Origin of the sequence: Salipaludibacillus sp. CUR1 (genome assembly GCF_021028955.1) — a bacterium.
Lineage (GTDB): Bacteria > Bacillota > Bacilli > Bacillales > Salisediminibacteriaceae > Salipaludibacillus.
The window spans coordinates 63933-78418 of record NZ_JAIWPE010000053.1 but is presented as its reverse complement, the minus strand read 5'-3'; the positions used below and the strand labels follow the sequence as shown (position 1 = coordinate 78418).

Sequence of the window (14486 nt, the reverse complement as noted above, 5' to 3'; positions counted from 1 at the left end):
AATAACAAAATGGATGAGATTGCAGTTAAATAACAGAAGAGGTTAATGCTCTTAAGGTGAGGTGAAAAAGTTGAATGTCTTTGGAACGGTTAATTTTTAAATTATCTTAAATTAACTTTAATAGAAACTTTTTATTTGTTTTTCAGTAATCCCTTTAATTAATTCCAGTTCACTAGTCAGAAAGTTTTGTGCGTTATCCAACATTTTTTTTTCGCTTGTATTAAGTATTTTTTCTTTCTTCATACGCATTAAATCACGCACCACTTCAGCACAATCTTGCATGTTACCCGTTTTTATTTTGTCCGTGTTCACTTTATACCTTTGTTTCCACGCCTGTAAACTATCTGATTCTCCATGCTGAAAAATGTGTATTATGTGTTTTAATGCAACTATGTCAGTAACAGGTCGTATACATGAACTCAGCATTTTACCTGTAGGAATCATGACTTCCATATTACCAATTAACATCTTTATAACATAATACTGTTGTGTATCCCCTGAGATTTCCTTTTCTTCTATAGCTTTAATGACGCCTGCTCCGTGCATTGGATAAACAATGTTATCGCCAATTTGAAACAAATAATCCACCTCCATATATTCTAACCTTCTTAACCTTAACACACATACTATTTTTAATCAAAATATTTAATAATATCATAAATTTATTTTAGGTGTCAACTACTTTTTTCAATCAACAGAAGACGCGAAAACAGTAGGATTCGAATCGGATTTCCCTTAAAGTAAAGGTTAATTTTCCCGCCCTTTAACTTAACATCATTTTCCAGTTAACCGGCAATAAAAAAAGCTGCCTATGCAGCTTTTTGGTTCCTGAGCTAATCTCGCTATTGAGTAAAAATCCACATAATTTATTAAATTAATTATAACTGTTCCGTTTGCTCAGGATGAAATAAAAGGTGTGGACTGTAAGTGAGATTAAGAAAGACACTACTATTGAAAAAGTGATTGCAGCAGCTAAGTTTAAGAAACTAAAATAGGAAAACAACAAAAGAAAAACAAGGGGAATACCGAACCACCTTGACTTTACTATCCCTTTCCAACCGATAAATTCAGGCCTTTTCTTTTGTATCTTAGAAAATATAAAAGGCGAGAAAATAATCCCTAGTAGCACCATAGAAAAAAATAACTCAAACCAATCAAACTGAATCATCTAATAACTCCTTTAAGTAAGCCGTGTAATACCTGTAATTATATTTTGAAGGATGTTCCACTTTAGGACAAGTGTATACCTTTACTACTTAAGAAGTTATGGAAAAGACTCAGCAAACTACTCCCCTAAAGTCCTGCTGACAGCAGCTTGCCCTGCTCGAATCGCCCCTTCCATAAAATAAGGGAATTGCTCAGAAAGTTCGCTGCTTGCAAACGCGAATCGGCCGCTTGGTGTGCGCAGTACTTCCGCTGCGTTGGGAAGCTCGCCATACTTAATACCAGCGCCATAACCGCCGCCACAGTATTCATCCTTTACCCAGACACTTTGCTCGGCGTCTTTAAATGTTAAAGCTTCCTTTCCAAATACATCTTCAAGCCAGCTTAGAGCCGTTTCCATTTGTTGATCTCTTCTTTCATTAGCCAGTTCTTCAGCAGTGTTAGCACCAATGAACATAGTCAGTCGATGTTCCCCTCCCTCTTTAGAGGAGTCTGATACCGTCACACCTTGAGGATCCGTATATACGACATCCATTATTCCTCTGTTCTGGCCTTCTACTTCATAGTCGTGCCAGAATGGGTGGTCATAAACCCATGTGGTCTTGATGATAGCTCCATTTTTATAGCTGTTCAGGGCGCGGCGGTAACATTTTTCAAGTGACGAACTATAAGTTATCCTGCTGGCCACGGCGGGAGGAACAGCCATGATGACAGCATTCGCATTATAGCTGTTCTCGCCTGATACTAATTTATAGCCTGACTGTGTTTCTTGAATTTCAACAATTGGCTCCTGGTACATAATATGATCAGCAAGCTCTTTTTCCATGAAATGGACAAGATCCGCTAACGGGTTCCATACTTGATGGGTTAAATCATCTTGCTCAGACGGGAAGCGATAGGTAAGGTCCAGTACCGCTCTTGCACTTACTTCTTGAGGATCTATATTGATAAGCTCTTTATAAATACTCGTTACAACCTGTTTTTCATCATGACTAAGCGACAGCCTGTCATACAAATCACTCAGCCGTTCATCTTGCTTATCTATTTGAACTTTGATCTCCTCAAATTGTTCCTCATGCTGATCAATGGCCTCTGAGATCTCTTTTTTACCCGGATAAATCATTTCAGCCGGACGTGGAGGTATTTTTGTCTCACATAACTCAAGCCCTGCGCGTTTGATCCACTTAACCATTTCTTCCATATCCGTATTTATAAATTGGGCGCCGAGTTCAAACGACCGCTCACTGTCGTCACGCTTAACCGACTTTACTTTCCCGCCTGGTCTGGAAGAAGCTTCAATGACTTTAAAATGTAACCCTTTTTCGTGAAGCAAATTGGCAGCCGATAAACCTGCCAGACCCGCCCCCACTACAATCACCTCATAGTTTGTATTGCTCATATGTCTTCACTCCTGTATTTAGTATTTTTATCTGGTAGTCTGAAATTTTCAGGCTTAGTAAAAAAGATATGACCCGAACTCACTAGACTTATATACCTCATTAACAGGCGTATTAATCGCTATAACCCCTTGGGATTCTGCGAAAAAGGTGACGATTTAATGACTACTGTCTTGACCGGCCGTTTTCTTAATAAAGCAGCGACACTCAAATGAGCATATTCTCCTTAGACGCCACTTTGTTACTTATTTATAAAAAAGGCTTTCAGAAATGTTTCTAAACTTGAATCTGTTAGGCATGTTTGCTCGTTTTTTATAAAAGGGAAATTCATTTCATTTTTTGCTTTGTACTCACAGTTATCTGATATTATGGATAAAGATGTGTGTCTGAAAGCTGTTATCATTCCTTGTTACTGCTTTTTTTATAAAACGAATCAATTGTTACCTTGATGGAGGTCCCTCTCAATCGGCCTCCCTTTTGTAAACACACAAAAAAGAAAGGATCCTTTTATGAAACTACTTAAAATCAGTGCACTTATTATTGGGATACTTATCGTTCTTCTTTTTGGCGGGTTTTGGATCTGGTCAGAAATGACTTATGAAGCATCCGAAGAATTGTCCGGCCTCGTCAGCGAGGAAGACATTATACGGGAGAATGGAGTTCGCTTTTTGCCGGACAATCCGAATGGAACCGGCGTCATTATTTATCCGGGTGCGAGGGTTGAGCCTGAGGCGTACAGCTATATCGGAGCCTCTCTCGCAGATGAAGGCTATACCGTGCTTATTCCTGAGGTGCGTTTTAACCTTGCTTTTTTCAATATTGGTAAAGCTGATTCACTTGTCGGGGAATTTGATGAGATGGATACTTGGGTGATCGGAGGACACTCGCTGGGAGGAGTTGCAGCCGCTGCCTATGCCTATGATTCGGAAGTTGACGGTGTGTTTTTCTTAGCCTCTTATCCGCAAGGAAGCAATGACTTTTCCGGTCGCAGTCTCCCGATGTTATCCATTTATGGCGATCGGGACGGACTGACAACGTTAGAGGATATAGACGACACTTCCACTCTTTTATCAGCGGAAACGGTCTTTCATAAAATTGAGGGAGGAAACCACGCCCAGTTTGGCGTTTACGGGGAGCAGAGCGGGGATATGGAGGCAACAATAAGCATATCGGAACAGCAAAACGACATCGTTGCAGCGATGCTTAAGTGGCTGGAGGAAGAAGTGAAATAGACATGTGTAAAACCTGCTATGTAAGGTTTCACACATGTCTAACTGGTTTTAGAAAGAACACTGTTTGAAACGAGGCTGCTCCGGGAAGAAGATTATTAACAAAAAATACCAACCTGGTTTTTTCTAAAATAAAGAAGCAATTATCCAGGATACGGCGCCGATCATGACGAGAATCCCGGCGGAAATGCCGGCATTTTTTCGTGCTTTTGCTGTTTCGGCCCTCCCCTGGCCTGACGCTTTAACAGAATCCAGTATTTTTAATTGGGCAATAAGGACACCCATCGTAATGAGCGCTGCTGCCACAAGGGCAGGTACAATAACTGACATGGGAACCTCCATCAGCTCAGTTTTTACATAACTTTTTTCACGCCCATGATAACACCTATTACTGCCAGGGCGATACCGGTATAAAAGAGACTTTGCAGCGGAGACATCTCCCCGCCGGTAAAAAGATGGCCGACTACAGCTGCGCAAGTAATAAGCATGGCAACAGCCACTATTCTAAAAATAATTTTATTCATTGTAAGCCCCCTTTGACTTTTATCCTTTTCCACGGGAATAGGGAGGTTAAGAGTTTTACAAAATAATCAATCAGCCAGTTGCTAATTTAGACTTAAAGAGGAGTGATAAGATGAAAAACATTCTAACAGGACTCGCAGGAGGATTAGTGGTGGCAGGGGCCGTTGCGCTTGTATCCTACTTTACAATAAGCATGAATACGTTTCTTTTAATCTTGGTGGCCCTTGGCGTCCTTGCATTTCTGCCTCTTATCTTAAAAGCATTCACAAGCGAGAAAGTACCGACGCCGACAGTCTATGGCACATCAGCTCCGAAAAAATGGACGACAGTAGGCACTCAAGAGTCAGGACAATCCAAAGAATCAGAATCAGACGGACCCAAATTTAAACATGCAGCCATCGCAGCAGGAGCAGGCGCCGGCCTGCTAGCCGTGTTCTTTGTCCTAGCTTTAGTTGTCCTGGGGTAAGTCAGATGGCCTTTAAAACATGAGAGAAGACACGGATAACCCACCGTAAAGGTTTTAAATATAATTGCTCAGCGCAATATCTCAAAGCAAGGCTTACCGCTAGACACATTGTAAGCCTTGTTTTTATGCATTAACAAAAATTTAACTTAAAAATTCAGGACACCTATTATTAGCTTACTTCCTTATAACTCTCTTTTCTCTTTTTTTCCGTCAATAAATCATACCATCTCTTCAGCCGGCCCATCACTAAATAGCCTAAGGCCCCACCAGCAGTGTTCAGTATAAGGTCATCCACATTAAAGGTTCTTCCCCAAATCAGTCCCGTCACTCCGAGAATTAATTGTACCGTTTCAATAGCCAGGCTTGTGAGAAAAATAAGCAGCATCGCTTTTTTAAACTTATTAACTTTAAATAGTATGGCTAAATAGACGCCCAGAGGAAAAAGCAGAAGAACATTATAAAAATACAGCTTGGAGGCATTAAAGAAAAACCAGTCGGTTCCATTTGCCGTGTAAATTTGAGTTAAATCATAGACAAAATAGAAAGGAATAAATTGAATAAGAGAGTTCAAATCCAGGGTATAGTCAGGGTCCCTGGGTATCATAATTCCGCCGACAGTTTCTTGAGCGACGTTTATTAAATAAAAGAGGAAACTGTAAAAAAGAATTCTTTTCAGTATGTTAGTCTTCTTATTTTTAACCAGATCAACTAGTATGTAAATCACCAACAGCAGCAAACCAACGTAAAAACTGTCTATAATGATCATTCGACAAATAATCCTCCAAGTATGATTTTCTTTTAGTCTAGCACTGTTTACCATTAAATTCCTTAAAAATACAAGAAACGATGTCTCTTCTCTCCCACGCCAAAAAAGTCAGCCCGGAAAATTTCCAGGCTGACATATAAGCGTTCTTTTGTTTTTCTAGCCGTTTTCTCTTTCGATTACCGCGACCAGCTCCACATGATACGTATGCGGGAATAAATCGACCGGCTGGACCTCTTTTAACGTATAGCCAAATGGCTCCAGCTCCTTAAGATCCGTCGCAAAGGAATCCGGATTACAGGAAACGTAAACAATCCGTTCGGACTTGGCACGTCCGATCCGGCGCATCACTTTCCCGCCGGCACCTGAGCGCGGCGGGTCAAGTAGAAGCAGTTCGGGTATGCCGAACTCTTCAAGCATCTGATCAATTCCATTACGGGCATCTTTAGCCAGGAACCGTGTATTGGAGAACCCATTATCTTCAGCGTTCCGCTTGGCTGATTCAATTGAACTTTCTACAATTTCAATACCGGCCAGCTCCTTCACTCTGCTGGCAAATGGCAGCGAGAATGTGCCTACACCGCAGAATAAATCAATCATCTTTTCGGTCTCTTTCGGCTGGCCCATTTCCAGTGCCAGATCAACCAGCTTTTTGGCCTGCGACGGGTTCGTCTGGAAGAAAGTATCAAACCAGAGACGGAACCGGTAGCCGGCCATTTCGTCGTAAATAAAATCCCGCCCGGCTAACAGATGATCTTTTTCCGATTGAGCCCGGTCTGCCCAGTCTGTATTTTCAAGCCATAGCAGGCTTTTAACATCCGGACACTTCACACTGATCCTTGACACGAGGTCTTCTGCTGCCGCTTTAAGCTGGCCTTCCGGGTCTTCCGTGGCAAAAAGAGCGAGCATGATTTCACCTGTAGCAAACGACTGTCTGACCATCAGGTGCCTTAATAACCCTTCATGCTTATCCTTATCGTAGCCGGAAAGCTGGTGGTCTTTTACCCATTCGGCAACTTCCATCGCTGCATCAACCATCTCTTTTCCGGCAATCAGACACGTTTCAAGCGGAATAATCTTACGGAAATTCCCCTGTTCATGGAGTCCCATGTCTCCTTCAGGCGAAAAAGTGAATTCCATCTTATTGCGATAGTGCCAGGGCTCTTCCATCCCGATTGTCTCGTGCACAAGTGCAGGATTAAAACCTTCCCATTCAATCGCCTTTTTCACGTGTTCTGTCTTGTGCCTGAGCTGCCCTGAGTATGTCCAGTGCTGCCAGACACAGCCTCCGCATTTTTCAAAATGAGGGCATGGCGGTTCGGTTCGTTCCGGGCTCGCTTCCAGGATCTCTTCCGCTGCCGCCCTTCTTCGTTTCCGGTCCGGCCGGTCCACCGTCACTTGAACTTTCTCTCCCGGAATAGTCTGCGGAATCGTCAATCGCAGCTTCTTCTCATTTCCGTGCTCATTCTCACGCCAGGCCACCGCACGGCCCGACCCTTTCCTATCCAAATGCTTTATATCAACAACCATTGTTTCTGGTGCAATTTCTTTTTTCACGTCTGTTCCTCCTTCTTGCATCCAATCCTTGATAAATACTGCTCTTATAAATTATCCTATCCTAGTATAAAGGACGGCGGGCAATTAAGAAACCTTTCTTATAGGACAGGCAGAATAAAAATAAAAAAGCTCAATTCGCGTTACTTTGAACTGAGCTTCATTTAACTAAATCCCCTATCCACCCTCACGACATGAAAATCAATACCTGGTTCTTAGCTGTTTTAAAGTAAGTTGTACTATTGTGACAGTACTGGGTATGAGTTGTGAAAGAGGACTCGAACCTCTTTGGATTACCCCTAAATCCTTACCATTATACAACTTTTACCGGTTGTTCGGTTTGGTATTCGCCTTTTCATATTCGCTACCAACTATACTTTTTGGATTATTTCTCGATTAAATCCGTTTTCCAATTTAACTCCTGGATTTTAACATCAAGTAACCTGTACTTTTGTGCTAACTGATCAATATGCTTTTGTGTTTCTTTTGCATTAATTGTTGTAACAAACTTTATTTCTGACCGGGAATAACGGTCCTGCCGCATCGTTGCATGTTCCAGAATATCACTGTAAATCTGTCTTTCTTGTCCGATTAAGTCCCGGCTGGTCAATACGTCCGCAAGGGATTGGGTGTTATCAAATTCAGTATGTAAGTTCGTTCTATTTATATTTTGGATCAGATGTTTGAGTTTTTTTAACAGGTCTGCCAATTCATCCGCCAACTCTTCCGGTTCCTCAACAGGATCATCCCCTTCTTGGACTCTTGCATTTTGAATTAAACGATTTCTTAACTGCTCAATTCTTTTCTGATAATCAGAACGCAGTATTAACGCCTCTGCCAGTTTCATCGATTTCCCTCCTAATTAAGCTTCATTGTTTGCCCGTTTCTTCACATTTCCGAAAAACTAATATGATTCCATCTATAGAATTATTTGACAATCATAGACTGAATTCCTTTATAGATAATGAGTTTGCGAGGTGAAGAAATCTGTTAATTTAAAGGTATTTATTGATTAACATAAATGGATACGGATCCACCATCCGTATGGAACTCTCCCCAGCCCTCCTCGTTAATCGTCACACCGGCACTGGAATTACCCATCAGATCTGTCCATATTTCACCGCTGTGCTGACGCCCAACGTACATCCACTTGGAGCCGCCAGGACCATTAGACATAATTGCAGCGAGGCCTGAGTTTGGAACAGAGGTTCTTCCTTCTCTTGTCCAACCCACAATATCCCTATGATCAAAATAATTATGCTGCGGTCCATATGCAAAGTTTTGCCTCGCGTTGAGCATCTTATCAATCATATCTTTTTTAGGGCTTATGTTGTCATTTGAAATGCCATAATAATCCCCATAAAAAACTGACGGATACCCTCCTTCCCGGGTTAGAATAGTAGCATAGGCATGAGGTTTAAACCAGTCATCCACCCACGATTCCAGCGACTCTCCCGGCTGTGTATCATGGTTATCCACAAACGTCACCGCATGCATTGGATGGCTTTCCACAAGAGTTCCGCTCAGCAGGTTTCTCATATCATAGCTTTGGCCTTCGTTTGAGGCCTGATAAAAGTTATAATTGAGCGGCACATCAAAAAGTGACATTTCCCAATCCATCTCGTTAAGATAATGCTCTAAAGACCCTAAGTCATTTTTCCAGTATTCGCCTGCTACAAACAACTCGTCATCCGATTCGCTCCTTTGAAAATCGACCCATTCTGAAATATACCAGAACGGGATATGCTTTACCGCATCCAATCGGTAACCATCCAGTTCCAGTTCTTCTGTAAACCACTGTCCCCAAGTTTTCAGTTCTTCTTGAACCTCGGGATGACTAAAATCAATATTTGACCCAAGGAGGTAATCATAATTGCCTTTCTCCCCATCTACTTCCCAATTCCAGTTTGTATGTGTAAACCTGAAAATATGAGTCTCTTCATTCCGAGCATCCCAGTCGGTGCCGTTAAAGTGGAACCAGCGCCATTTAAAGTCTGAATACACCTTGTGTCTTCCAGAAAAATCAAATCCCGTCCACGCATCAATTTCATATGTGCCGGAAATATCCTGCCAACGATTATCAGGATCGACCTGAACAGCGCTTACCGTTTCTTTAAAATCAGCTCCCATTTTATGGTTCATGACTACATCTCCGTATACTTGAATTCCCTCACTTTTCAATTCGGAAATGGCTGAATGAAGCTCCTGCTTAGTTCCATATTTCGTTCGGGTAGTTCCTTTTTGATTAAATTCTCCTAAATCATACAGATCGTAAGCCCCATAACCCACATCACTCTGGCTGTTTCCTTTATAGGCCGGAGGAATCCAGACCGCTGTTATGCCTGACTCGGACAAAGAATCAGCTTCTTCTCCTAGCCTGTTCCAATGATCCCCGTCATTTTCCAGGTGCCATTCAAAGAACTGCATCATCGTTCCATTGAGCTCTTCAATCCCCGCACTCTTGCATGCCGGAAACAAAATTAAAATAAGCAATAATCCGACTAAACAATTCTTCTTTCCCACCTTTATCCCTTCACCCCGCTTTATTCCTTTTATGGAATATCCTACTATGAAGCGTTCAGTTTAACAATAAGTTATCTGATAATTTAGAAAAAGCAAATTATATTAAATTTCGCAAACAAAAAAACCTTTAATCCAGCTAGGATTAAAGGTCTTTGAGATTTACTCTGAATTGCCACTTACATAAAAACGATATTATATTTCAAGTTTCCTTCATCCTTACCCAGATGTAATACAACATACCATTCGCCTGTAGAAGGTACAGAGATTTTATACGGCGAAGATTTGGCTAATCCCCCTTAATTTTGGTAGTGTCTTCCCTTTTTAAATCTCTCGTAATTTGTAGCATCTAAAAGTAAGATATACGCCTGCCGGTTCAGTTCCACCGAAACCATGTCTCCATATCCAAGGTATTTCTGCAGGACTTTATATTTCATCATTAGCCTCCTAAAATTTGTTTTTTAAAAACTAATCAAGAGGATTAAAGAATTTCACTGCCGGGAAACTGATAATCCGGGTCTCATGACAGCTAGTGATCTCTTATGTCTCAGCTCTTATTATTTAATCAGTTTCCTTTAAATACTGCTTTTCCCTTTACTTAATTTCTTAATACAACATTTTTATTTCAGTATGTATGATTTATACCACTTATAAAATGGAAGGCAGCTCATAATTGTGAGAGTTAATAAAGGTTGCTCTGACTGGACAGATTTTTACACCCCGCATTATAAAAACGTATGGTTAACACTCAGCCTGTTATATTGTAAAAACAGGAAGTTTAAAATTCCTTATTTTAGTAAATGTAAAGAGAAATAGTTTCGAAGGATTAAGTGTAAAACCAGCAACATATTCACCAGTATAAACTCATTAGAGGGCTGTGATCTTTCAAACAGAAAGGAACGTAGTTATGTCTGAACAACAAACCTCCCGTCAAGGATATCCATTCAAGTCTGAAGGCCACTCTGCCCGGCCCTTCTACTCCCCTCCGCAGAAACTAATGGCATGGGTGATCCTTGGAATAGGCGGGGCACTGCTCGCAGCTTCATACGTCTACTCCGGCTGGCAGTATGTCATCCTTTTTCTTCTTGGTTTTCTTATTGGATTTACTTTATTTCATACGAACTACGGTTTTTCTACCGTATATAAGCAGCTTTTTGAGGACGGTAATACCGAGATGCTGCGCGGACACATGCAGAAGCTGTTGATTGCGACCACTTTGTTTGCCCTTATTTTAGGGACGCAGACAGCCTTCTTTGAAGAGAGTCCTGATGGAGCCATTGCCCCTGTCAGTACTGGACTGGTAGTTGGGGCCTTTTTATTCGGTTTCGGAATGAATATAGGAAGCAACCTGGCGCCACAGGCAATGAAAACGATAAAGGGAGGGCGTACTGCGCTCCTTTTTACCGCTTCCGGCTTTTTAACCGGTTCGACTATCGGAGTCGCACATTTTACTTTTTGGAACGATACGATGCCCAATGCGGCTGCTGTGTCAATCGCTGAAGATACGCCGCTCGGTTTCACTGGTGCATGGCTCCTTCAGTCCACTGTTTTCGCCGCTGTCATTATCGGCACCTATGTGCACCAGAAACGAAAACTTCCGCCTCCTCTGCCGAAAATGCCTCGAGGCGTAAACCGGACGGAGCTGCTGTTTCGTTCCTGGCCAATCTGGGTCGGTGCCACAGCCGTTGCACTGTTGAACGCCGCAGTGCTTATGGTACAGGGCAGCCCTTGGAAAGTAACCTCTGCATTCAGCCTGTGGGGCTCAAAGATTGCCTATCATCTGGGCCTGAACCCTGCTGATTGGGATTACTGGGGTGATCAGGCCGATGTTAACGAACTAACCAATTCAGTTTTCACGAGCAGTATGAGTGTATTGAATTTTGGAATTATCATAGGTGCACTCCTTACAATGGCGCTGGCAGGTCTTTTTCGTTTACGGAAGATCCCCTTCCACCTGGCGGGGATCACTCTCATTGGGGGTACACTGATGGGTTACGGGGCTGCCATATCATCCGGCGCAAATATTGGAGCATATTTCAGTGGACTCGCTTCCATGAGTTTACATGCCTGGATTTGGACAATGATGGCAGTAAGCGGGGTTTATACGGCCTATTTTATCAGCCGGAAACTTCCGTTTCTAGCTTCCAAATAAGCCGTTCCTATTTCTATTTATAAATCTAAGAATAAATTTAAAGACCGCCTCTCTTTTTTTACTAGAGAAGCGGTCTGTTTCTTCCTATTATAATACTTTCGAGAGAAAATCCTGTGTTCTTTTTTCCTGAGGATTATCAAAAAGGTCTTGAGGATTCCCTTCTTCGACGATATAGCCGCCGTCCATGAATATAACCCTGTCAGCGACTTCCCTTGCAAAGCCCATTTCATGCGTCACAATGATCATCGTCATGCCTTCTTTAGCCAGACTCTTCATTACTTCAAGAACATCTCCGACCATTTCCGGATCCAGGGCGGACGTGGGTTCGTCAAAAAGCATAATCGACGGTTCCATTGCTAATGCCCGGGCGATAGCGGCACGCTGTTTCTGGCCTCCTGATAAATTATCAGGATACACATCAGCCTTATCAGCGAGGCCAACTTTATCAAGAAGCTGTTTGCCCAGCTTGTCAGCCTCAGTCTGAGACTTGCCATTCAGCCGCTTCGGTGCTGTTGTAATATTTTGAAGCACCGTCATATGCGGAAAGAGATTAAACTGCTGAAAAACCATCCCCAGATTTTTTCTCATTTCGTTAATATTGTTGCCGGGATCTGTGATGTCGTTTCCTTCTATATATATCGATCCTCCAGTAGGTTCCTCAAGTCTGTTTATACACCGGAGAAAGGTACTTTTTCCGGAACCTGATGGACCTATCACACAAACCACTTCCTGCGGTTTAACTTCAACGTTCATATCTTTCAATACTTCAAGTTCGCCAAAAGATTTTTTCAAATTTTCTATTTTAATCATGCGACGTCAAGTCTCCTTTCAAGCCAGCGGGCAAACAATGTCAGACTGTAGACAATGATGAAATACAGCACCCCGACCATGAATAGAATCTCAAAAGCTCTGAAATTGTTAGCGTAAATTGATTGTCCTGACATGGTAAGCTCGGCTATTCCGATTACTGATAAGATTGACGTGTCTTTAATACTGACAATAAACTGGTTTACTATGGCAGGAATCATGCGTTTGACAGCCTGAGGCAAAATAATTAACCTCATTGTTTCACTATAGGAAAAGCCAAGGGTCCTTCCGGCTTCCATCTGTCCCTTATCAATTGAATTAATACCGGCGCGGAAGATTTCCACGAGATACGCCCCGGCATTAATACTGATCGCAATAATACCAGCTGTAAAAGCGTTCAGAGATAAGTCAGTTGCAGCGGGAAGGCCGAAATAAATAAACAGGATTTGCACGAGAATCGGTGTCCCTCGAATGGCGTCGACATACAGGGTCGAGATTCCCCGTAAAATTTTATTTTGTGTAATACTGAAAATTCCAAGTACCAGTCCTATTACGAGAGCAATGGCAAGCGAGATCACGGTTATTAGAACAGTGAGCCACATCCCTTGTAAAAGGACAGGTAACGCATCAATCATAATTTGAAGCGATTCGATGACGGTCTCCTCCTTTATATGGTTAGTTGCGGTATTTGTAATCATAAAGACGGCCGTAATCCCGGTTTTGAATTACGGCCAGTCCCGCTTCATTCAGTTCTAGTTAAGGTGCATTTATTACTCAGCAAAGTAAGAGTCATAGATCTCGTCATATTTGCCGCTTTCAAACAAGTATTCAAGGCCTTCGTTCATTTGCTCAAGTACACCTTCTGCATCTTTAGAAACGGCGATTCCGTAATCTTCACCAGTCAGACGGTCTCCAACAATGCGAAGCTGTGCATCATCCCCATCCTGGGCAATCTTATAAGCCGCACTTGGATAATCATTGATAACGGCGTCTGCATTCCCGGACTCCACTTCCATATACATTACGGCATCTTCCTGAAGAATGGTGACTTCTCCGTTATACTCATCTGCAAATTCACGGGCGAGTTCAAGACCTGAGGTTCCCTGCTTTCCGACGATTGTTGCTCCTTCAAGATCCTCAACATCGTTAATATCACTTTCTGCAGGCACGACGAGAGAAAGCCCTGATTCAAAGTATGGATCACTGAAATCCACTACTTCAAGACGGTCTTCCCGAATACCGATTGCTGACACAGCTGCGTCAACCTGGTTTCCCTGCAGGGCCGGAATAATCCCATCAAAGCGCATGATCTGCCAGTCCACTTCAAACCCCTGGTGGTCAGCGATCGCTTCAATGATATCCACATCGAATCCAGTTAACTCCTCATCTTCTATGTATTCGAATGGCGGGTAATCCTGGACAACGGCAACAGAAACTTCTGATTGAGCGTCTGTCGAACCACATGCTGTAAGTGCGGTGACGGCACCTGCTGATAATAAAACGGCAGTTAATTTTTTCACGATAAAATCCCCCTGTAGTTTGTTTTGTTAAATTTTTCTGTTTATTTAATCATGTGTAATAGCATATCGCTAATAGATTTCATACTCAAACTGCATAATTACAGGTTTATTACAGGATAATTGTGAAAAAATCTCTAAGAGTATATAAGACTCTCAATAGTAAGTATTACTTTGAAATAGTAATAAATCCTTTGTTAAGCTCAAAAATGAGCTAATTTACTGAATTTTTCTATATATTTTAATTATTAATGTTTTCTGAAAATAATTTAAGGACTGATTGACTTAGACTTGCATGCAAAAATAAAAAAGGCAGGTGCGTGGCCCTGCCTTTTTTATCTGTTATATTTTAGTTATAGGAACAACCTTTGCTCCTCTTTTTTCCTGAAGAATGA

General features: G+C 42.0%; 15 protein-coding genes. 3 read left to right on the top strand and 12 right to left on the bottom strand.

Going from position 1 to position 14486, the window contains the following annotated elements:
• Positions 1-117: 117 nt before the first annotated feature.
• Together K8O68_RS10755 and K8O68_RS10750 are read right to left on the bottom strand one after the other, a co-directional pair.
• A complete protein-coding gene (locus K8O68_RS10755) occupies positions 118-594 on the bottom strand; it encodes a CarD family transcriptional regulator (protein WP_230896885.1) in 477 nt (158 codons plus the stop codon).
• Between the two features lie 691 nt (positions 595-1285).
• Positions 1286-2563, bottom strand: coding sequence for a flavin monoamine oxidase family protein (locus K8O68_RS10750; protein WP_230896884.1), 1278 nt, complete (start codon positions 2561-2563; stop codon positions 1286-1288).
• 507 nt (positions 2564-3070) lie between these two features.
• Between K8O68_RS10750 and K8O68_RS10745 the strand changes: the two genes are divergently transcribed.
• Complete coding sequence (locus tag K8O68_RS10745) at positions 3071-3793, top strand: alpha/beta hydrolase (protein ID WP_230896883.1); 723 nt, start codon at positions 3071-3073, stop codon at positions 3791-3793.
• A 123-nt stretch (positions 3794-3916) separates the two neighbouring features.
• Here the strand turns inward: K8O68_RS10745 and K8O68_RS10740 are convergent, their stop codons facing one another.
• Complete coding sequence (locus tag K8O68_RS10740) at positions 3917-4120, bottom strand: hypothetical protein (protein ID WP_230896882.1); 204 nt, start codon at positions 4118-4120, stop codon at positions 3917-3919.
• Between the two features lie 23 nt (positions 4121-4143).
• Positions 4144-4314 carry a hypothetical protein gene (locus K8O68_RS10735; RefSeq protein ID WP_230896881.1) on the bottom strand — a complete coding sequence of 57 codons (171 nt, stop codon included), beginning with the start codon at positions 4312-4314 and terminating at the stop codon, positions 4144-4146.
• 110 nt (positions 4315-4424) lie between these two features.
• Here K8O68_RS10735 and K8O68_RS10730 point away from each other — a divergent pair, with 110 nt between their 5' ends.
• The gene (locus K8O68_RS10730) at positions 4425-4778 is read left to right on the top strand and encodes a hypothetical protein (protein ID WP_230896880.1); all 354 of its coding nucleotides are present in this window, start codon (positions 4425-4427) and stop codon (positions 4776-4778) included.
• A gap of 169 nt (positions 4779-4947) precedes the next feature.
• Here the strand turns inward: K8O68_RS10730 and K8O68_RS10725 are convergent, their stop codons facing one another.
• The 5 genes from K8O68_RS10725 to K8O68_RS21700 all read right to left on the bottom strand — a co-directional run bounded on the left by K8O68_RS10725 (position 4948) and on the right by K8O68_RS21700 (position 10055).
• On the bottom strand, positions 4948-5544 hold the full coding sequence (locus K8O68_RS10725) for a VanZ family protein (RefSeq protein WP_230896879.1): 597 nt from the start codon (positions 5542-5544) through the stop codon (positions 4948-4950).
• 156 nt (positions 5545-5700) lie between these two features.
• Positions 5701-7071 (bottom strand): 23S rRNA (uracil(1939)-C(5))-methyltransferase RlmD, encoded by a 1371-nt coding sequence (gene rlmD / locus K8O68_RS10720; RefSeq protein WP_230896981.1) that lies wholly within the window; start codon positions 7069-7071, stop codon positions 5701-5703.
• 409 nt (positions 7072-7480) lie between these two features.
• A complete protein-coding gene (locus K8O68_RS10715) occupies positions 7481-7942 on the bottom strand; it encodes a DIP1984 family protein (RefSeq protein WP_230896878.1) in 462 nt (153 codons plus the stop codon).
• 158 nt (positions 7943-8100) lie between these two features.
• The gene (locus K8O68_RS10710) at positions 8101-9618 is read right to left on the bottom strand and encodes an alpha-amylase (RefSeq protein ID WP_370640517.1); all 1518 of its coding nucleotides are present in this window, start codon (positions 9616-9618) and stop codon (positions 8101-8103) included.
• A 296-nt stretch (positions 9619-9914) separates the two neighbouring features.
• The gene (locus tag K8O68_RS21700) at positions 9915-10055 is read right to left on the bottom strand and encodes a hypothetical protein (RefSeq protein WP_483314040.1); all 141 of its coding nucleotides are present in this window, start codon (positions 10053-10055) and stop codon (positions 9915-9917) included.
• A gap of 467 nt (positions 10056-10522) precedes the next feature.
• On the opposite strand from K8O68_RS21700, the gene K8O68_RS10700 reads away from it, so the two are divergent.
• Positions 10523-11767 carry a YeeE/YedE family protein gene (locus K8O68_RS10700; protein WP_230896877.1) on the top strand — a complete coding sequence of 415 codons (1245 nt, stop codon included), beginning with the start codon at positions 10523-10525 and terminating at the stop codon, positions 11765-11767.
• A gap of 87 nt (positions 11768-11854) precedes the next feature.
• Here K8O68_RS10700 and K8O68_RS10695 read toward each other — a convergent pair whose 3' ends face one another.
• The 3 genes from K8O68_RS10695 to K8O68_RS10685 all read right to left on the bottom strand — a co-directional run bounded on the left by K8O68_RS10695 (position 11855) and on the right by K8O68_RS10685 (position 14094).
• Complete coding sequence (locus K8O68_RS10695) at positions 11855-12577, bottom strand: amino acid ABC transporter ATP-binding protein (RefSeq protein ID WP_230896876.1); 723 nt, start codon at positions 12575-12577, stop codon at positions 11855-11857.
• Positions 12574-13272, bottom strand: coding sequence for an amino acid ABC transporter permease (locus tag K8O68_RS10690; RefSeq protein WP_230896875.1), 699 nt, complete (start codon positions 13270-13272; stop codon positions 12574-12576). Before K8O68_RS10690 ends, K8O68_RS10695 begins: the two co-directional genes overlap by 4 nt.
• Before the next feature lie 72 nt (positions 13273-13344).
• Complete coding sequence (locus K8O68_RS10685; RefSeq protein ID WP_230896874.1) at positions 13345-14094, bottom strand: transporter substrate-binding domain-containing protein; 750 nt, start codon at positions 14092-14094, stop codon at positions 13345-13347.
• Positions 14095-14486: the final 392 nt, after the last annotated feature.